Annotated in this window: 14 protein-coding genes; 6 read left to right on the top strand and 8 right to left on the bottom strand. The window is 69.5% G+C overall.

The genetic code is table 11. The annotated features are described in order from the left end of the window. Positions 1–5: 5 nt before the first annotated feature. The 4 genes from C7I55_RS17095 to C7I55_RS17110 all read left to right on the top strand — a co-directional run bounded on the left by C7I55_RS17095 (position 6) and on the right by C7I55_RS17110 (position 5,596). Entirely contained in the window at positions 6–452 is a 447-nt protein-coding gene (locus C7I55_RS17095) for a pseudoazurin (RefSeq protein WP_106514210.1), read from the top strand. A 171-nt stretch (positions 453–623) separates the two neighbouring features. Continuing rightward, entirely contained in the window at positions 624–1,517 is an 894-nt protein-coding gene (locus C7I55_RS17100; RefSeq protein WP_158266465.1) for an aspartyl protease family protein, read from the top strand. A gap of 153 nt (positions 1,518–1,670) precedes the next feature. Further along, complete coding sequence (locus tag C7I55_RS17105; RefSeq protein ID WP_199192861.1) at positions 1,671–3,956, top strand: TonB-dependent receptor; 2,286 nt, start codon at positions 1,671–1,673, stop codon at positions 3,954–3,956. Between the two features lie 14 nt (positions 3,957–3,970). Further along, on the top strand, positions 3,971–5,596 hold the full coding sequence (locus C7I55_RS17110; RefSeq protein WP_106514212.1) for an alkaline phosphatase D family protein: 1,626 nt from the start codon (positions 3,971–3,973) through the stop codon (positions 5,594–5,596). Between the two features lie 332 nt (positions 5,597–5,928). Here C7I55_RS17110 and C7I55_RS17115 read toward each other — a convergent pair whose 3' ends face one another. The 7 genes from C7I55_RS17115 to C7I55_RS17145 all read right to left on the bottom strand — a co-directional run bounded on the left by C7I55_RS17115 (position 5,929) and on the right by C7I55_RS17145 (position 13,893). Then, complete coding sequence (locus C7I55_RS17115) at positions 5,929–7,263, bottom strand: methyl-accepting chemotaxis protein (RefSeq protein WP_106514213.1); 1,335 nt, start codon at positions 7,261–7,263, stop codon at positions 5,929–5,931. A gap of 80 nt (positions 7,264–7,343) precedes the next feature. Then, positions 7,344–8,426 (bottom strand): copper resistance protein B, encoded by a 1,083-nt coding sequence (locus C7I55_RS17120; RefSeq protein WP_106514214.1) that lies wholly within the window; start codon positions 8,424–8,426, stop codon positions 7,344–7,346. Then, on the bottom strand, positions 8,423–10,195 hold the full coding sequence (locus tag C7I55_RS17125; protein ID WP_106514215.1) for a copper resistance system multicopper oxidase: 1,773 nt from the start codon (positions 10,193–10,195) through the stop codon (positions 8,423–8,425). The genes C7I55_RS17120 and C7I55_RS17125 overlap by 4 nt, the downstream gene beginning before the upstream one ends. A gap of 75 nt (positions 10,196–10,270) precedes the next feature. Further along, positions 10,271–10,597, bottom strand: coding sequence for a hypothetical protein (locus C7I55_RS17130; protein WP_106514216.1), 327 nt, complete (start codon positions 10,595–10,597; stop codon positions 10,271–10,273). A gap of 35 nt (positions 10,598–10,632) precedes the next feature. Beyond that, positions 10,633–11,058 carry a hypothetical protein gene (locus C7I55_RS17135; protein WP_106514217.1) on the bottom strand — a complete coding sequence of 142 codons (426 nt, stop codon included), beginning with the start codon at positions 11,056–11,058 and terminating at the stop codon, positions 10,633–10,635. Beyond that, entirely contained in the window at positions 11,055–11,450 is a 396-nt protein-coding gene (gene cueR, locus C7I55_RS17140; protein WP_106514218.1) for a Cu(I)-responsive transcriptional regulator, read from the bottom strand. Before cueR ends, C7I55_RS17135 begins: the two co-directional genes overlap by 4 nt. A 10-nt stretch (positions 11,451–11,460) precedes the next feature. Next, positions 11,461–13,893, bottom strand: coding sequence for a heavy metal translocating P-type ATPase (locus tag C7I55_RS17145; protein ID WP_408640613.1), 2,433 nt, complete (start codon positions 13,891–13,893; stop codon positions 11,461–11,463). A gap of 170 nt (positions 13,894–14,063) precedes the next feature. Here C7I55_RS17145 and C7I55_RS28545 point away from each other — a divergent pair, with 170 nt between their 5' ends. Continuing rightward, positions 14,064–14,213 carry a hypothetical protein gene (locus tag C7I55_RS28545; protein WP_199192862.1) on the top strand — a complete coding sequence of 50 codons (150 nt, stop codon included), beginning with the start codon at positions 14,064–14,066 and terminating at the stop codon, positions 14,211–14,213. Positions 14,214–14,303: 90 nt separating this feature from the next. On the opposite strand, the gene C7I55_RS17150 is transcribed toward C7I55_RS28545, so the two are convergent. Then, a complete protein-coding gene (locus tag C7I55_RS17150; protein ID WP_158266466.1) occupies positions 14,304–17,309 on the bottom strand; it encodes a GAF domain-containing protein in 3,006 nt (1,001 codons plus the stop codon). Between the two features lie 335 nt (positions 17,310–17,644). On the opposite strand from C7I55_RS17150, the gene C7I55_RS17155 reads away from it, so the two are divergent. Beyond that, on the top strand, positions 17,645–17,875 hold the full coding sequence (locus C7I55_RS17155) for a hypothetical protein (protein ID WP_106514221.1): 231 nt from the start codon (positions 17,645–17,647) through the stop codon (positions 17,873–17,875). The last annotated feature ends 97 nt before the right edge of the window (positions 17,876–17,972 follow it).

Consider the following 17,972-nt stretch of genomic DNA (forward strand, 5'->3'; position numbering starts at 1 on the left):
TGCGTATGACGTTCAAAGTTGCCGCCGGCGCGCTGCTCGCCGCGCTTGCTCTCTGCGCCGCGCCGGCCGCCGCCAAGGAATGGCAGGTGAAGATGCTCAACAAGGGCAGCGACGGCAAGCTGATGGTGTTCGAACCGGCCTTCCTCAAGGTCGCGCCCGGCGACACCGTGAAGTTCCTCGCTACCCAGAAGGGCCACAATGCCGAGACCGTCGCCGGCATGACCCCGGCCGGCGGCCCAGTCTTCAAGGGCAAGATCAACGAGGAAATCGTCGTCCGCTTCACCCAGCAGGGCGTCTACGGCTATAAGTGCCTGCCCCATGTCGGCATGGGCATGGTCGGCGTAGTCCAGGTCGGCAACGCCGCCAACAAGGCCGCCGCCACCGCCGCCGCCGCAAAGCTGCCCGGCATGGGCAAGAAGAACATGACCGCCCTGCTCGCCCAGGCGCGGTAAGAGCCTGAGCAACTCCCCTCCCGTACAGGGAGGGGAATAGCGGAAGCAGCGTCCAATCACGGGCACCAGCCCGGGGCGACGCCGCGCCGTTCAAGGCGCGTTCACCGCAAAAGCATAGCTCTCCTGCCGCGCAGCCTCATGCGCGGCCATGCGAAAGGGAGAGAGCGTTCGATGTGGCGACGATTGCGAACCTTGCTCCCGCTGCTGATGCTGGCCGGAGCGGCGCCTGCCTCGCCCGCCGAGCCGATCCGCTTCCGCTTCGCGCCGAACGCCCCGGTGCTGCTCGCCGAGGGACGGATCGGGGCTGAACGAAGGCGCGTCTCGGTGGTGATCGATACCGGGGCCACCGCCCATTTCCCGCTCTTCCTCAGTGCCGATCTCGCCGCGCGGCTGAAGCTTCGTCCGTCCAGCGAAGTCTTCCCATTCGACAGCACCGCGATCGGGCCGGAACGCCAATCCTACCGCACTGCGCGGCTCGACCGGTTCGAGCTCGGGGCGGTGCGGCTCGACGATGTCGATGTCGCGATCGCGCCGCTCGTCGACCGCCTCGGCCAGGCGCTCCGTCGCCGGGTCGACGTCATCGTCGGCCAGCAATTCCTGGAGGGCCGCACCGTGTCGATCGACTATCGCGCGCGGCGGCTCGATCTCGACGCCGTGCCGCCGGCGGAGCCCGCAATCCCGTTCCGCTTCGCGCCGGCGAAAAAGCTGATGCTCGTCGAGGCGCGCGTGAACGGCGCCGGGCCGTTCGTGTTCGAGATCGACACCGGGTCGAGCGGCACCGTGCTCTCGCCGCGCGCGGCCGAGCAGGCCCGTGTTGTCCGCCGCGGCGAGGGCCTCCAGCACGGCGCGGGCGGCACCATCAAGGTCGGCATCGGCAGCGGCGAGGTGGCCTTCGCCGGCGCCCGCCGGACCTTGCCCGGGATCGCAATCTCCGATGCGCTGACGGCGATCAGCACGGCGTCCGGCACCCGCATCGACGGCATCCTCGGAACGGATTTCTTCGCCGGCACCCGGCTGACCATCGCCTACCCTGATAGCCGCCTCTGGCTTTCCGAGCAGCGTTAGGGCGCTTTCGAGCCCCACCGAAAGCTTCCATTGAAGCGCTGACGCACAGCAAATTAGGTATGCAATGAAAACGTAACCGCCGGGTCATTGCCGCGTCACGGCACCCCGCCACAGCCCCTGCATGGCCCGGATCAGGGTGACCAAGGGGGAATGATGTTCCGTTCGATTGCTTGTGCTTCCGTTCTTCTCGCCGGCGTTTCGCACGTGCCGGCGCTCGCCGCCGAAGAGGTCGTCGCGGCCGACACGATTGCCGACGCTGACGCAGCGCCAGCCGGTGATTCCCAGGAAATCTTCGTAACCGCTCAGAAGATCGAGCAGCGCGCCGTCGACGTTCCGATCACCATCTCGGCAATCAGCGGCGCCCAGATGCGCGAGCTCGGGGTCTCCGATCTCGACGAATTGTCGAACTACGTTCCCGGCCTCAACATCCAGGAGCAGAGCGCGAACAATCCCGGCATCGTCATCCGCGGCATCACCTCCGACAGCGGCTCGTCGCAGCAGGCGGCGCGGGTGACGCTCTACTATAACGGCGTCGACATCTCGCGCTCGCGCGGCGCCTATCAGGACGTCTACGACATCGAGCGGATCGAGGTGGTGAAGGGGCCGCAGGCGACCTTGTTCGGCACCGCCTCGACGATCGGCGCGATCAGCATCATCTCGGCCCGGCCTCGCCCCGGATTCTCGGGCGAGCTGACCGCCGGTCTCGGCAATCTCGACCAGCGCCTGCTGTCCGGCCATTTGAATGCCGGCAACGATGTCGTCGCCGGCCGCATCGCCTTCGCCTGGAAGAAGCGCGACGGCTATGTCGAGAATCTGGATCCCGTGCAGGACGATCTGAACGGCCAGGACCAGCTCGGAGTGCGCGGCTCGCTCCGCTTCACGCCGTCGCCCGACGTCACCGCCGATCTAATCCTCACCTACGATCGGCAGCGCAATCCCGGCACCGCCTTCATCACCAACCGCGTGCCGCCGGCCTCGCAGACCGGCGTGTTCGGCCCGGCCTGGCTCGGCGGTTCGCCGCTGTCGAAGGAGGTGCTCGGCCTGTCGAAGCTCGGCCTTCACCGCGACGTCTACGACGCGAACTTCACCCTCGCCTGGGACTTCGCCGACGATTGGACGCTCACCACCGTCAACGGCTATCGCGAGTTCGACTCGCTCGAAGTGTTCGACGCCGACGGCACACGCGCCTGGTTCCTGGAATTCGCCGAAGACGCCAAGGGCCACCAGATCAACCACGAGACCCGCTTCGCCTACGACAATGGCGAGAGCTTCCGCACCTCTTTCGGCTGGAACTTCTTCCACGAGAAGAACTCGCAAACGGTACCCTTCTCGTCGGACCAACGCGTCTTCGCGGCGTGCGCGGCCCGGCCGGGTCCTCTATGTATCGCTCCCGACGGCAGTGTTCCGGCCGCTGCAGTCGGAGCGCCCATCCCCTATCGCTCCATCTATTCGAACCGGGGCGAGAACGACAGCTACTCGGTGTTCGCCGACGGCACCTGGACGCCGACGCCGGCGCTCGAACTCACGGCTGGTGCCCGCGTGCTGATCGAGAAAAGACGATCCGGCTATGTCTCGGACGTACCGAACGCGCTCAACGGGCGTCCGCTGATCGCCAATCAGGTCAGCACCCGCGGTGAATTGTACGAGGTCGAGGACAGCTTCTCGGCGTTGCTGCCGCGTTTCAACATCCTTTACCGGCTTTCGGATCGGGTGAACGCCTACGCCACCATCTCCAAGGGCCGACGCTCGCCGACCGTCCAGATCGCCGCCCGGTCGACCGCCGCCGGTCCGGTGCCGGCAATCACCAACATTCCCGAAGAGAATGTCTGGAATTACGAGGCGGGCCTCAAGGGCAGCGCCGGTATCGCGTCCGGATCGATCGGGGTGTTCTACCAGAAGTACGATAATTTCCAGGTCAACCGCACTCTGGACAACGGGACCACCGTGACGGAATCCGCCGGCACCGCGAGCAATCTCGGGGTCGAGGCGGAGCTGTCGCTGCGGCCGACTTCGTGGCTGCGGCTGTTCGCCAACGGCGCGTGGATCGACGGCGGCATCGACGACAAGGCGGCGAACGGCGTCTATGCCGGCGATCGCTTCCGTCTCCAGCCCAAGGTGCAGGCCTCCGGCGGCTTCACCATTGACGCGCCGCTCGGCGGTGACCTCAGGGTCTTCGCGACGCCGAGCGTCACCTATCGCAGCCGCATCTATTTTGAAGTGCCGAACACGCCGGAGATCAGCCAGGAGGCAGTGACTCTGGTGAACGTGCGGGCAGGAATCTCCTTCGCCGATCGCTACGAACTCGCCGCCTTCGCGCGCAACCTGCTCGACGAGGATTATCTGCTCGACGCCGGCAATACCGGCCGGGCCTTCGGCTTCCCCACCTTCATTCCAGCCGAGCCGCGCCTCTACGGCCTCCAGCTCACCGCCCGCTTCTGATCGGAGAACGAGACATGACCCTCCACCTCGATCGCCGTCTGCTGCTCAAGGCGGGCGTCCTCGGCCTCGGCGCGCTGCCGCTGCCGGGCGCCGCCGCGATGCTCGCTGCCCGCGGCTTCACCCATGGCGTCGCCAGCGGGGAGCCGACCGCAAGCTCGGTCCTGCTCTGGACCCGCTTCGTCGCCGCCAACGACAGCAAGCTCCGCTGCGAGATCGCGACCGATGATCAGTTCACCTCGGTCGTCGGCGGCGGCGAGGTCCAGGCCCACGGCGAGCGCGATCATACCGCCAAGCTCGTCGTCGGCGGCCTCGCACCCGGCCGCTGGTACCATTACCGGTTCATCGCGCCGGACGGATCGAAGAGCCCGGTCGGCCGCACCCGCACCTTGCCGCAGGGCGAGGTGTCCCGCTTCGGCATCGGTCTCTTCTCCTGCTCCAACCTCGGCTATGGCTGGTTCAACGCTTACGCGCACGCGGCGGGGCGGGACGATCTCGATCTGATCGTTCATGTCGGCGACTATCTCTACGAATATGGCGCCGGCACCTATCCGTCCGCCAAGGAGCTCGTGCCCGGCCGGCTGATCCAGCCCGATCACGAAATGGTCGCGCTCGCCGACTATCGCCTTCGCTACGCCGCCTATCGCGCCGATCCCGATCTTCAGCGCCTTCACCAGCGCTTCCCGATGATCGCCCAATGGGACGATCACGAGTTCACCAACGACGCCTGGAAGGACGGCGCCGAGAACCACCAGCCGGAGAGCGAGGGCGATTGGGCGGCGCGCAAGGCCGCAGCCGAGCGAGTCTATCGCGAATGGATGCCGATCGCCGACAAACGTTACGACCAGTTCGAGATCGGCAGTCTTGCCACCCTGTTCCGCCTGGAGACCAGGATCGAAGCGCGCGACAAGCAGCTCGATCTGGGTGCGGCGCTGGCCGGCCAGGCGGATCTCACCAAAACCCTCAACGACTTCCGCGCCGGGCCCTGGAGCGATCCGAGCCGCACCCTGCTGGGCGCCACGCAGGAAAAGTGGCTCGGCGACGGCCTCGCGCGCTCGACCCGTGCCGGCACGCGCTGGCAGATCCTCGCGCAGCAGGTGATCATGGGCAACCTCCGCTTCCCGCTTGAGGCGACCAATTGGGTGTCGCCGAATGCGCCGGAGAAAGCGCGCCAGCGCGCCCAGGCCGCGGTCGCGGCCTCGCGCGCCGGCCTGCCGTTCAACCTCGACGCCTGGGACGGCTATCCCGCCGCACGCGGTCGCCTGATCCGCCAGGCGCAGGAGAGCGATGCCAATCTCGTCGTCCTCGCCGGCGACAGCCACAACGCCTGGGCCAACAATCTCTCCGACGGCGCCAGCAAGGTCGGCGTGGAATTTGCCGGCCACAGCGTCACCTCGCCCGGCTTCGAGGCCTATGCGCCCCAAGTGCCGGCGGCGACGATCGCCGCCGGGCTGCGCGCGGCCAATCCCGGCCTCGCCTTCACCGACACCAGCCGCCGCGGCTACGTCTCGCTGGAACTGACCCCTGATCAGGTCACCGGCGCCTTCCACTTCCTTTCGGGAATCAAGGAACGGGCCACGACCCTGGCGGAGACCAGGCGGTTCTCGGTCCAGCACGGGGCGCGGGTGCTGCAGGGGGCCTGACCCAGCTTCCGCGAGAATGAGCTACCGTTCGCGCTGAGGCCCTCGACGCCCTCGTTTCTTTATCCCGCTTGCGAGAAAGGAAGGGGAGGACTTCGACGGGCTCAGTCCGAACGGAGGAGGCGGTAATGGGGGCAGCCCGAACGATCGCCCTCGCTCCTCCAACCACCGTTCGGGCTGAGCCTGTCGAAGCCCTCTCCTTCTTCATCCTGTTTGTGAAGAAGGAAGGGAGGACTTCGACAATGATGGGGCGCCCATCGCTTGGTCCCGGGGGACCAAGCAGCCCCATCATCAGGCCGAACGGAGTTTACCTAATGGCATTAGGCCGGCGCCCCTCACGCCGTCCGAACCACCTCGAGAAAGTCGCCGAGCCGGCGCCCGACCCGTTGACCCTGGTCGGACAGGCCGGCGGCGATCTCCTGCATCGATCCCGCGGCGTCGGCGGCCGCGCCGGCGCTGGCGTTGATTCGCGCCGCATTGCGCTCGATCTCCTCGGTCGCCTTGCCGGCCTCCTCGAGGTTGCGGGCGATGTCCTGGGTAGCAAGCCGCTGTTCCTGCATCGCTTCGTGAAGCGATGCGGAGACCGCTTCGGCGGCGTGGATTACCGCCTCGATCCCGCTCTGCCCTTCGGCGACATCTCCGATCGCAGTGCCGATCTGCTGCACCCGATCCTTGATCGCCGCCGCTGCGGTGCGGGTCTGGGCGGCCAGCGCCTTGACCTCGCCGGCGACGATGGTGAAGCCGCGGCCGGCCTCGCCGGCGCGTGCCGCCTCGATGCTGGCATTGATCGCCAGCATCCGAGTCCGCCGTGCGATGTCGTCGATCAGCTCGGTCACGCCGACAATCTCTTCGGCGGAGCCAGCGAGTTTGTGCATCCTGTCGCGGCCTTGCGCTGCCAGTGCGACCGCGTCCCGCGCCGCGGCGCTGGCCGCGCCGGACCGCGCTTCGACCCGGTGCAGGCTGCCGGCCAGCGCGTGGGCGCGGCGGGCAATCTCGTCCATGTTGGCGGCGGCCTGGGTGGAGGCGCCGGCGACACCCGCCGACGCCTCGCGGCTCGCCGACGCGCGCACGATCATTCGCTCGGCAGCCTCGCCGAGGGATCCGGAAAGACCGGAGAGATCCGTGCCGAGCCGGGTCGCATCGGCTTCGAAGGCGGCGCTTGCCTGCTCGATCCGCTCGGCGCGGCGCGCCCGCTGCAGCGCCGCCTCCACCTGGCGCGCGGCAGCGAGGCGGAGCAAGGCCTCGTCGGTGACGATCCCCAGGAACCGGCCGCCGCGCGTCACCAGCACGCCTTCGACCCGGGCGGCGTGGCGCGCATGGACCTGGAGGAGAGCGTCGAGCGGCGCGTCGGCCTCGATCGTCGGGCAGGGGCGGACATGCGCTCCGAGCGCCCCGCCGAAGCTCGGATTCTTGAGCAAGGCGTAGCCGTAAGGGTTGAACAAGATGGTCCGCATCTCGCGCTCGAAGATCGCGCCGACGGGACGGCCCTCATCGTCGAGCACGGCCACCAGGCGAAGGTCGGGCGCCGTCCGGAACCGCTCGACCGCGTCGATCAGCGGCGCCGAAGCCGCAATCGATCCGCGCTGCGAGATCAGCCCGGCGATCGTCGGCTCGGCCGCTTCCATGCTCTCATTGTTGCGACGATTGATCGGCACGACGTTGGCGGTCACCGGCTGCTCCTTCGCAGCCGCAGCTAGCCTCGCCTGGTAAAGGCGCCGTTAGGATTTGGTGACACTCGCGTGACAGTGACTCAGAACCAGGCGCGGATCCCGACGAGGAAGCTCCAGCCGCCGCGATCCTCGCCGGCCGCGCGGCGGAGGCGGGCGGTATCCCCGAATGCCCGCTCATAGGCGACACCGACATAGGGCGCGAACTCGGGCACGATCTGGTAGCGCAGGCGCAGGCCGAGCTCGCCGCTGCTGAGCCCGGAGCCGAGCCGCAATTCCGGAACGTCCTGGGCCTGTACCTCCACTTCCGCCTGCGGCTGCAGGATCAGGCGCTGGGTGAGCCGCAGATCATATTCGGCTTCGGCGCGCGCGCTGACCTCCCCCTGTGTCGAGACGAAGGCTGCAACGTCGACTTCGAACCAATAAGGCGCGAGACCCTGCACGCCGAGCACCGCATAGGTACGATCCGGTCCGAAGCCGAAATCCTGGCGGACCCCGGCCTGGAGATCGAACCAGGGATCGATCGCGCGGCTCCACAAGGCCTGCACCTCGCCGCGCTCCAGGCCGCCGCGGCCCCGGCCTTCGCCCTCGCTCTTCAGCCAGAGCTTCTCGAAGTCGCCGCCGTGCCAGGCTTGCGCGTCCCAGGCATAGCCGTCGCCGCTCTCCTGCGCGCGAACTTCGAACCGATCGATCAGGATCTTGGCCACCGGCATGTCGCCATGCTCGCTGCGCAGGATCTCCCGCGACGGATCCATCGCATCCTTGCCCCAGATCTGGTCGGCGGCGTACTCGGGCCCGGTCAGCGCCTCGGCGGGCGGCGTGCCCGGCGCGATCTCCGTGGGTGTCGGGCGGGCGGACGGTGTGCAATGGCCCATCGCCGCGTGCTCGGGCGGGCAGGACGGATCCGGCGCGGCGGGCATGGTGTGGCCGGCGTGCGGATCGGCGGCGGGCGGGGCTGTCTTGCTGTGCCCGGCATGCGGATCCGCCGCTTGCGTCGTGGCATGCCCAGCGTGCGGATCGGATTGCGGCGCCTGGGGCGGCGTGGCCGACATGACGTGCCCTGCATGCGGATCGCTCTGTGCCGTTGCCGCCAGATGCCCCTGGTGCTGCGCGAGAGCGGGCGTGGCGGCGGAGCCGGCGAGGAGAAGAAGCAGCAGCTGTTTCATGCCGCGTCTCCGTCGAGCGGCCGGACCTTCACCACGCGCATCATCCCGGCATGCATGTGGTAGAGAAGGTGGCAGTGGAATGCCCAGTCGCCCGGCGCATCGGCGGTGAGATCGAGGTCGACGAAGCCGCCGGGCAGCACGCGCACCGTGTGCTTGAGCGGCTGGAGGTCGCCATGGCCGTTGACGATCTCGAAGAAATGGCCGTGCAGGTGCATCGGGTGGGTCATCATCGTGTCGTTGATCAGCCGCAGCCGCACCCGCTCGTTGCGGGCGAACCTGTAGGGTTCCGGATTCTCGCTCAGTTGCGCGCCGTCCATCGACCACATGAAGCGCTCCATGTTGCCGGTGAGGTGGATGTCGATCCGGCGGGTCGGCACGCGCCGGTCGGCGCGCGGCGCCAGCGCGACGAGGTCGCGGTAGCTGAGCACCTTGTGCCCGACATCGTCGAGCCCGATCCCCGGATCGCCGGTGCGGTCGGCGGGCATCGGCGCGATCATGTCGACGCCGACGCCGACCGGGAAGCCGACCTTGGACTCGTCGCGCATGTCCATTGCGCCATGGTCCATCGCGGGCGTAACCGGCGCGGCAGGGGAGGTGGGGCCGTGGTTCATGCCGGGCATCGCAGCGTGGTCCATCCCGCCCCCGCCGCCATGGTCCATGCCCATGTCGCGCATGCCGAGCGTCGGCCGTGCGCGCAGCGGCGGCCGCGGGGCGCGCAAGCCCTGGCGCGGCGCAAGGGTTGCGACCGCCATGCCGGAGCGGTCGATCGTCTCGGCGACCAGCGCGTATGCGCGGTCTTCCGGAGTGACGATGACGTCATAGGTCTCGGCATTGCCGATCTGGAATTCGTCGACGCTCACCGGCCGGACCGGAATTCCGTCGGTCGCGACCACCGTCATGCGAAGGCCGGGGATGCGCAGGTTGAAGATCGTCTGGGTCGCGGCGTTGATGATCCGCAGCCGCACCCGCTCGCCGACCCGGAAGAGACCGGTCCAGTTCTCGGCCGGGCTGTGGCCGTTGACCAGGAATCGATAGGCCGCTTCGGTGACGTCGGAGATGTCGGTCGGGTCCATCCGCATCCGCGCGAACATGTCGCGTTCTTCCGCGGTCATCGGATCGGGCTTGCCGCGCAGCCGATCGGCGAGCGTGCGCTTCTGGCGGTTGAAGAAGCCGCCTTCCTGCTTCATCCGCTCGAACACCCGGTGCGGGTGGAGGAAGGTCCAGTCGCTGAGCACGATGACATGCTCGCGGTCGGACGCGATCGGATCGGGACCGGCCGGATCGATGATCAGCGGCCCGTAATGGCCGATCTGCTCCTGCAGGCCCGAATGGCTGTGATACCAATAGGTACCGGCCTGACGCAGCGGGAATTCGTAGGTGAAGGTCGATCGGGCCTTGATGCCGGGGAAACTCACCCCCGGCACGCCGTCCATCTGGAACGGCACGATCAGGCCGTGCCAGTGGATCGACGTGTCTTCATCGAGCCGGTTGTCGACCGCGATCCGCACCGTCTCGCCTTCGCGGAGGCGGACGAGCGGCGCCGGGATGGTGCCGTTCAACGCCACCGCATGGCCGATCCTGCCGTCCACGGCGAATTCCCGCTCGGCGACGGTCAGGCGGATGTCGGTGCCGGAGAGCGTGCCGCTGCCCTTGGCAACGAGGCCATGGCTCACCGTCTTCGCCCAGGCGGGAAAGAGCGGGCTCATCCCGAGGCCGCCGAGCGCGGCGCCCCGCAGCAGGCCGCGCCGCGATAGATTGAGGTCGTTCATCGTCACTCTCGATTGCGTCCGCACAAGCGCAAGAAGGCGGAGGCGGCGCGCCTTGGCGGCCGCCTCCGCCAGCGGTCAGCCGTTGGGCTGAGCTTGGGGCTGGGCGTGATGCTGGCCCATGTCGTGGCCCGCATGCGGGTTGGCACCCGTGGCGGCTGCCGGGGCGGCGCCGTGCTTCATGCCGTGCTCGGCGCACATCTTCTCGCACTCGGCCTTGGTCTTGCCCGCCTTCGTGCAGGCGTCGTAATGGGCCTTGTGATCCGCGCCTGCGCCCGCCTTGTGGGAGGCGTGGTCGCCGCCGTGCTGGGCATGGTGTGCGTGCGAGTCGACGGGGGCGGCCTGCGCATGCGCAGCGGCAGGGATTGCGATCGCAAGCGCGACCGCGGCAAACAACGTCTTCATGATGTCACTCCTGATTGGATCTTGAAAAAGGATCGTCAGGAGGCTCGGGGCGGGGGCGTCGCCGCTTCGGGATCGAGGCCGTGCGGCTCGGAAAGCAGCGGCAGCGGATCGTGCGGTGCCGGCAGCGGCGCCCGCATCGTCAGCAGCGCGCTGCCGGACGGCAGGGCAGCGCAGGCGAGCGCGCAATCGGGGGAGCGGGCCGGCGATTTCTCGTCCTGCTCTTGCGGCGCGCAGTGATTGGCCATGGCGGATGGGTGCGTCGCCGCGGCCTGATGATGGCCGTTGGCGGCGGTCGCCGCCGACGCCTCGGTCATCGCGGCCATCGCCGGGGCGTGGACGATCATCGACAGCGGCGACAACAGCACCGCAAGCAGGGCAAGAAGGCGCAGGATGCGCGGCATCACCGGCACATAGGCGCGCAGGGGGCGGCGAACAATCATCCCGCGCAAAGTTCGCATCATGGCGTCTCTCCGGCGAGGCCGCCGAGGATCGGGCAATCCGGCCGGTCGTCGCCGTGGCAGGTGGCGGCGAGATGCTCGAGCGAGCGGCGCATCGCCTCCAGCGCCTCCGCCTTGCGCTTGAGCTCGGCGGCGCGGCCGAGCGCCAGCGCCTTGACTTCGGCGCTGGCGCGGCCGCGATCGTGCCACAAAGCGATCAGCTTGCCGATCTCCTCGATCGGGAAGCCGAGATCGCGGGCGTTGCGGATGAAGCGGAGCGTGTTGACGTCGCGCGCGTCATAGTCGCGATAGCCCGAATCCCGCCGTGCCGCCGGCGGCACCAGCCCGATCTTCTCATAATGGCGGATCATCCGCTGGCTGACGCCGCTCGCGGCCGAGGCTTCACCGATCTTCATCGCGTCTTCCTTACAGCTTCACGGCGCGGAGCCGCAGCGCATTGCCGATCACCGTCACCGAGCTCAGCGCCATCGCTGCGCCGGCGAGCATCGGGCTCAGTTGCAGACCAAACGCAGGGTAGAGCACCCCCGCCGCGATCGGCACGCCGGCGGCGTTGAACACGAACGAGAAGAACAGATTCTGGCGGATGTTGCGCATCGTCGCCCGGCTCAGGCGGCGGGCGCGGACGATGCCGCCGAGATCGCCGTTGACCAGGGTGATGCTCGCGCTCTCCATTGCGACGTCGGTGCCCGTGCCCATCGCGATCCCGACGTCTGCGGAGGCGAGCGCCGGCGCGTCGTTGATGCCGTCACCGGCCATGGCGACGCGCCGGCCCTCGGCCCGCAGCTGCGCGACGACCTTCTGCTTGTCGGCCGGCAGCACATCGGCATGCACCGCGTCGATGCCGCCGATCCGCGCCGCCACCGCGTCGGCGGTGCGGCGATTGTCGCCGGTCAGCATGATGATCCGGATGCCGTCACTGCGCAGCGCCGCGATCGCCGCGGCGGCATTGTCCTTGATCGGATCGGCGACAGCGACCAGCCCGGCGAGCCGTCCGTCGACGGCGACGAACATCACGCCATCGCCGTCGCCGCGCAGCCTGTCGGCCGCGGCGGCGAGCGGTACCGGATCGATGTCGAGATCGGCGAGCAAGGCGGCATTGCCGAGCGCAACATTGCGGCCGTCGACGGTGCCGGACACGCCCTTGCCGGTGTGCGACTGGAAGCCGGTGACGGCGGCAAGGGTCAGGCCGCGTTCCTCCGCGCCGGAGACGATCGCCGTCGCCAGCGGATGTTCGCTGCCGCGTTCGAGCGCAGCGGCCAACGCCAGCATTTCGGACTCCTCGAACCCGTCGGCCGGCACGATGTCGACCAGCTTCGGCTTGCCGAGGGTCAGGGTGCCGGTCTTGTCTAGGACGAGCGTGTCGATCCTTTCCATCCGCTCGAGCGCCTCGGCGTTGCGGACCAGCACGCCGGCGCCGGCACCGCGGCCGGTGCCGACCATGATCGACATCGGCGTGGCGAGGCCGAGCGCACACGGACAGGCGATGATCAGCACCGCGACCGCATTGATCAGGGCGTGGCTCATCGCCGGGGCCGGTCCGAACAGCGCCCAGGCGGCGAAGGCGAGGACAGCCGCCAGCATCACCGCCGGCACGAACCAGCCGGCGACTTTGTCGGCCAATCCCTGGATCGGCGCGCGCGAGCGCTGGGCCTCGGCGACCATGCGGACGATCTGCGCCAGCATCGTGTCGCCGCCGACCCGCTCGGCACGGATCAGCAGCGCGCCGGTGCCGTTGACGGTGGCGCCGGTCACCCGCGCGCCGGGCTGCTTCTCGACGGGCACCGGCTCGCCACTGATCATCGCCTCGTCGACCGCCGAGCGGCCGTCGAGCACGACGCCGTCGACCGGCACCTTCTCGCCGGGCCGCACCCGCAGCACGTCGCCGGGATGGACGTCGTGGAGCGGCACGTCTTGCTCAAGTCCGTCGCCGCCGACCCGCCGCGCCGTCTTGGGCGCGAGACCGAGCAAAGCGCGGATCGCACGCCCCGTCGCCGCGCGCGCGCGCAGCTCCAGCACCTGGCCGAGCAGCACCAGGGTGACGATCACCGCCGCCGCCTCGAAATAGACAGGGACGGTGCCGTCGTGGCCTCCCATCGTCCGAAAGGACGGCGGGAACAGGCCGGGCGCGAGGGTCGCGACCAGGCTGTAGGCAAAGGCGACGCCGACCCCGAGCGCGATCAGGGTGAACATGTTGAGGTGACGGCTGCGGAGCGACGCCCAGCCTCGTTCGAAGAAGGGCGCGCCGGCCCACAGCACCACCGGCGCGGCGAGCGCCAGCTGCACCCAGGGCAGGGCGCGCATCGGCAGCAGGTGCCAGCCGAGCATGTCGGCGCCCATCGACAGGATTAGCAGCGGGATCGACAGCGCGGCGCTGACCCACAGCCGCCGGGTGAAGTCGACGAGCTCCGGGTTCGGGCCGTCCTCCAGGCTCGGCTCCAGCGGCTCGAGCGCCATGCCGCAGAGCGGGCAGGTGCCGGGGCCTTCCTGGCGGATTTCCGGATGCATCGGACAGGTCCAGATGCTCCCCGCCGGCGCTGCCACCGCCTTGGCCGCGGTGCGCTGCTCGGGGGTGGAGGCGAGGTAAAGGTCGGGATCCGCCGCGAACTTGCCGCGGCAGCCGGCGCTGCAGAAATGGTAGGTGGTGCCGGAATGGACGTGCGCATGCGGGCTTGTCGCGGGATCAACCGACATCCCGCAGACCGGGTCGATGACCAGACCGGCGCCAGGAGCGCCGCCCTTCGTCTGTGATCCGCCGCCGCAGCAATGGCCACCCGGCACCGCATGCTGGTGCGCATCGTTCGGCACATGCTCGTGATTCTGCCGCGGGCGCTGGTTCACCGCCCCGTCCTTCGCTTCGATTCTGCTCATGTCGGGGGAGATGGGGTCTGACACAATGTCAGGGTCAAGAGGCCCAATGAAGAAAAGGACCGGCGCGGGCGCCACGGCTGGCGCGCCGGACCTTCCACACCGGCTGCTCGTTCCCGTTCCGAACCCGTCAGGAGCCTCGAATGACCACCGACAAACCCCTCGGCCGCAAGATGGCCAAAGCCGCCGCGATCGGCGCCGTGATCGCCCTTCCCGTGCCCTTCGTCGGTCCGGTGATCGGCGCCGCCGCCGGCGCCGGCTACGCCTGGTGGAAGGCCAACAAGAAGAGCTGACGCGCGCATTGCGAGCGCCGAAGCCAGTGCGCGTGGAGACGAGCGGCCGGTTCGTCCGCACCTTCGGTCATGATGCGAATCCCGGACCGGTCACGCCTTGGCGCGGCTCTCCGCGATCGCGGCGGCGAGATCGGCCTGGCGGAACGGCTTGGTCAACCGCGGCACATCCGGGGCGATACCCTCCGCCTCGGCATAGCCGGAGATGATCAGCACCGGCAGGTCGGGGCGCAGCGCCCGGGCTTCGCGAACGAGGACGGTGCCGGTCATCCCCGGCATCAGATGGTCGCTGACCAGCAGGTCGACGTCCGCGCCGGCGCGAAGCCGTGCCAGCGCCGCTTCGGCCGAGCCGGCCTCGATCACCGCGAAGCCGAGATCGGCGAGCATGTCGGCGGTGGTCGCCCGCACGGCCTCCTCGTCGTCGACGAGCAGGACGGTTCCGGAGGCACTCGGCATGGCGGCCGGCGTCGCCTCGCCGAGGGGCGCCTCGGCCTCGGCCGCGCTTGCCGGCAGCCAGATGCCGATCCGGGTGCCCTCGCCGGGCGCGCTGTCGATGGTGAGCGCGCCGCCGAGCTGGGAGGCGAGGCCGTGGACCATCGACAGGCCGAGGCCGGTACCCTGGCCGACGCCCTTGGTGGAGAAAAAGGGCTCGATCGCCCGCCGTGCGGTCTCCGCGTCCATGCCGGTGCCGGTGTCGGCGACGCAGAGGTGGAGATAGGTGCCAGGCGCAAGCGCGCTGCGATGGCCGGCGCCGACCGGCTCCGCCTCCACGAACAGGCTGAGCGTGCCGCCGTCGGGCATTGCGTCGCGCGCGTTGACGCTGAGATTGAGCAAGGCCATTTCGAGCTGGTTCGGATCGGCCAGCGCCGGCGGCAGATCGTCGGCGAAACCGATGTCGAGCCGGATGCGCGGGCCAATCGTGCTCGCGATCAGATCGCGCATCCCGTCGATCAGGGCGCCGACGTCGATCGAGCGCGGCTGCAGCGGCTGCCGGCGGGCGAAGGCGAGCAGGCGCTGGACCAGGGTCTTGGCGCGATCCGCCGATTGCAGCGCACCGCCGATCAGCCGTGCCTCGCGGTCGGTGCCGATGCCGCGGCGCTGGAGCAGGTCGAGGCTGCCGATGATCGGGGTCAGCAGATTGTTGAAATCATGGGCGACGCCGCCGGTGAGCTGGCCCATCGCCTCCAGCTTCTGCGACTGGCGGAGGGCTTCGTGGACCTGGGCGAGCTCGGCTTGCCGCGCTTTCTCGGCAGTGACGTCGCGGCCGACGCAGTGGATCTTGCCGCCGTCGATGGCGCCGGTCCAGGCGATCCAATGCCAGCCGCCGCCAGCGCCGCGCAGCCGGGTCTCGACGTCGGCGACGGTGCCGGACAGAGCGGCGGCGGCGGCGGTGCGCGCCGGCGCGACGTCGTCGGGGTGGAGGAAGGCGGCGAAATCCTGGCCGAGCAGGTCCTCGGCACGGTAGCCGAGCCGCCGCACCGCGGGATTGACCGCCTCGATCCGCGCGTCGGCGCCGATCACCAGGAAGATGTCGCGGCTCAGCCGCCACATCCGATCGCGCTCCATCGTCCGCGCGGCGACCTCCGCCTCGAGGGTAGCGTTGAGGCGGTGCAGGGCGGCTTCGGCGCGGGCCTTCTCGACACTCGCCCAGGTCCGCTCGGCGACCGACCCGGCGAGCAGCGCCTCCTCGTCCCGCCAGCGCCGCGGCTCGGCGGCGTGGAGGTAGAGGATGGCAGTGAAGCGGCCGGCCTTGATCAGCGGCACGACGAGCAATGCGCGAGTCCCGATCGAGGCATAGCCGTCGGCATAGGGGGCGGACAGCGGATCGCCGGCGATGTCGTCGAGGCGCAGGGTCTGGCCGGCGCGGAGGCGGGCGATGATGGCGGGGCCGAACACGTCGAGGTCGCGGCTTTCCCCGGCGAGGCTCGCCATCGTGCCGTCGGTCCAGTCGCGCTCGACCACAACCCGCTGTCCCGCCGCATCGATCTCGCCATAGCCGACCCGCGGCACACCGAGCGCGCGGCCCAGCGCCTCGGCGGCGGCGGCCTTGATCGCGTCGGCGCCGGCGAGCCCGCGCAGCCGGTCGCCGAGCGCGAGCAGGAAGGACTGGCGTTCGGCATGGGCGCGCACTTCGGCTTCGGCCTGGGCGCGCTCGACCGCCGACCAGGTGCGCTCGGCGACCTCCTCGCACAGCCGGAGATCGTCGTCGCTCCACCGCCTCGGGCGGCGATCGTGAAGGTAGAGCACCGCGACCAGGCGCTCCTGCTTGATCAGCGACACGGTCAAAGCGGCGCGGATCTCGAGCGCGGCAAAGGCGGCGGCCGCGACCGGATCGTCGGCGCGGGCATCGCTCTCGGCATCGTCGACCCGCAGCGAGTCGCCCCGGCGGATCGCGCCGAACACCGCCTCGCCGAAGGCGGCGAGATCGTGGGTGCCATTGTGGTGCGGCACCGATCCGTCGGTCCAATTGTGCGCGGTGGTGAAGTATCGCTCGCTGTCGTCGACGGTGCCGTAGCCGACCCGGCTGACGCGGAAATGGGTGCCGAGCGCCTCCTGGGCGGCCGCTATGATCGCAATCGGATCGGCGAGGGCACGCAGCCGCGCCTCGAGCTCGATCAGGAAGCTCTGGCGTTCGCGCGCCCGCATCGTCTCGGTGGTCTCGACGCAGACGCACAGCACGCCGCCGATCGCTCCGGCCTCGTCGCGGATCGGGCTGTAGGAGAAGGTGAACCAGGTCTGCTCGAGCCCGCCCGCGCGGTGGAGCGCGACCGGCAGGTCGGCGAACAGGCTCGATCGCCCCGCATAGGCATCGGCGATGATCGGTGCGATCGTCTCCCGCACCTCCGGCCAGACATCGAGGAAGTCGGCGCCCATCGCCGCGGGATGGTGTGCGCCGAGGATCGGCACATAGCCGCCATTGTAGATCAGCCGCCGCTCCGGCCCCCACAATATGAACATCGGGAAGCGCGACGCGGAGATCAGGTCGACGGCGTTGCGCAACGTCGACGGCCAGGCGTCGCGCGGGCCAAGCGGGGTCGCCGACCAGGTGCGGTCCTCCGCGCGCGCAGCCGAGACGTCTTTTGCTCCCCCCTGCTGCATCGACGCGACTCCCTGAACACCCGCCGGCCCCGCGGAACCCCCGCGATGCCAGAGACTTAGCAGGGCGGCAAGCGGCAGAGCGACGCGGAGCACCGGCGAGGCGTTCATCGTGCAGGCCGGGGAGCTGCGCACGCGGGTGCGATGCGCGGCGGGAGGGGGAGTGGGCGACGATGTAGCACCCTGAGGCACCGCGGGCGGAGCCGGCCGGTAAGCTGACCTGAGGCAGCGCACGGACTGCGTCGCCACGTCCCGGTGAAGCCTCGGCCGGTCGCAGAACGGGAACGGCCACCGCGTGCGTCCGTTACCGCTGCAACCTGCTAATGGCTTGAGAAGACATGATGATCCTCCTTGCACTGGCGCTTGCGAGCGCCCCCGCCGACACCGCGCCGAAGGTCGCCGCCGAACCCGCCAAAGCGGAGCGCGCCGTCCGCCTCGCACAGGAGGATCGCGCGTCCCGCCGCACGCCGAAGGCCAGCCGCCTCGATGCGCTGGAGCGCACCGTCGACGCGCTGGAGCCGGAAGTTCCGATCGCCGTGGAGATGGAGGCCGGCCCGACCGGGCTGTGATGCGCCTGGCGGGCCTGCCCGTCCGCTGCGTGTCCCTGACGCTGACAATCTCCCGGCAACGCGCGAAAACCGGTCTCGCCCCTCTCCAACCTTTCTC

The organism is Allosphingosinicella deserti, assembly GCF_003012735.1.
Classification (GTDB): Bacteria; Pseudomonadota; Alphaproteobacteria; order Sphingomonadales; family Sphingomonadaceae; genus Allosphingosinicella; species Allosphingosinicella deserti.

Bases quoted from the DNA above. Each gene is read 5' to 3' on its own strand.
- C7I55_RS17095 (WP_106514210.1), top strand. From the start codon at position 6: ATGACGTTCAAAGTTGCCGCCGGCGCGCTGCTCGCCGCGCTTGCTCTC.
- C7I55_RS17100 (WP_158266465.1), top strand. From the start codon at position 624: ATGTGGCGACGATTGCGAACCTTGCTCCCGCTGCTGATGCTGGCCGGA.
- C7I55_RS17105 (WP_199192861.1), top strand. From the start codon at position 1,671: ATGTTCCGTTCGATTGCTTGTGCTTCCGTTCTTCTCGCCGGCGTTTCG.
- C7I55_RS17110 (WP_106514212.1), top strand. From the start codon at position 3,971: ATGACCCTCCACCTCGATCGCCGTCTGCTGCTCAAGGCGGGCGTCCTC.
- C7I55_RS17120 (WP_106514214.1), bottom strand. From the start codon at position 8,426: ATGAAACAGCTGCTGCTTCTTCTCCTCGCCGGCTCCGCCGCCACGCCC.
- C7I55_RS17125 (WP_106514215.1), bottom strand. From the start codon at position 10,195: ATGAACGACCTCAATCTATCGCGGCGCGGCCTGCTGCGGGGCGCCGCG.
- C7I55_RS17130 (WP_106514216.1), bottom strand. From the start codon at position 10,597: ATGAAGACGTTGTTTGCCGCGGTCGCGCTTGCGATCGCAATCCCTGCC.
- C7I55_RS17135 (WP_106514217.1), bottom strand. From the start codon at position 11,058: ATGATGCGAACTTTGCGCGGGATGATTGTTCGCCGCCCCCTGCGCGCC.
- cueR (WP_106514218.1), bottom strand. From the start codon at position 11,450: ATGAAGATCGGTGAAGCCTCGGCCGCGAGCGGCGTCAGCCAGCGGATG.
- C7I55_RS28545 (WP_199192862.1), top strand. From the start codon at position 14,064: ATGACCACCGACAAACCCCTCGGCCGCAAGATGGCCAAAGCCGCCGCG.
- C7I55_RS17150 (WP_158266466.1), bottom strand. From the start codon at position 17,309: ATGCAGCAGGGGGGAGCAAAAGACGTCTCGGCTGCGCGCGCGGAGGAC.
- C7I55_RS17155 (WP_106514221.1), top strand. From the start codon at position 17,645: ATGATGATCCTCCTTGCACTGGCGCTTGCGAGCGCCCCCGCCGACACC.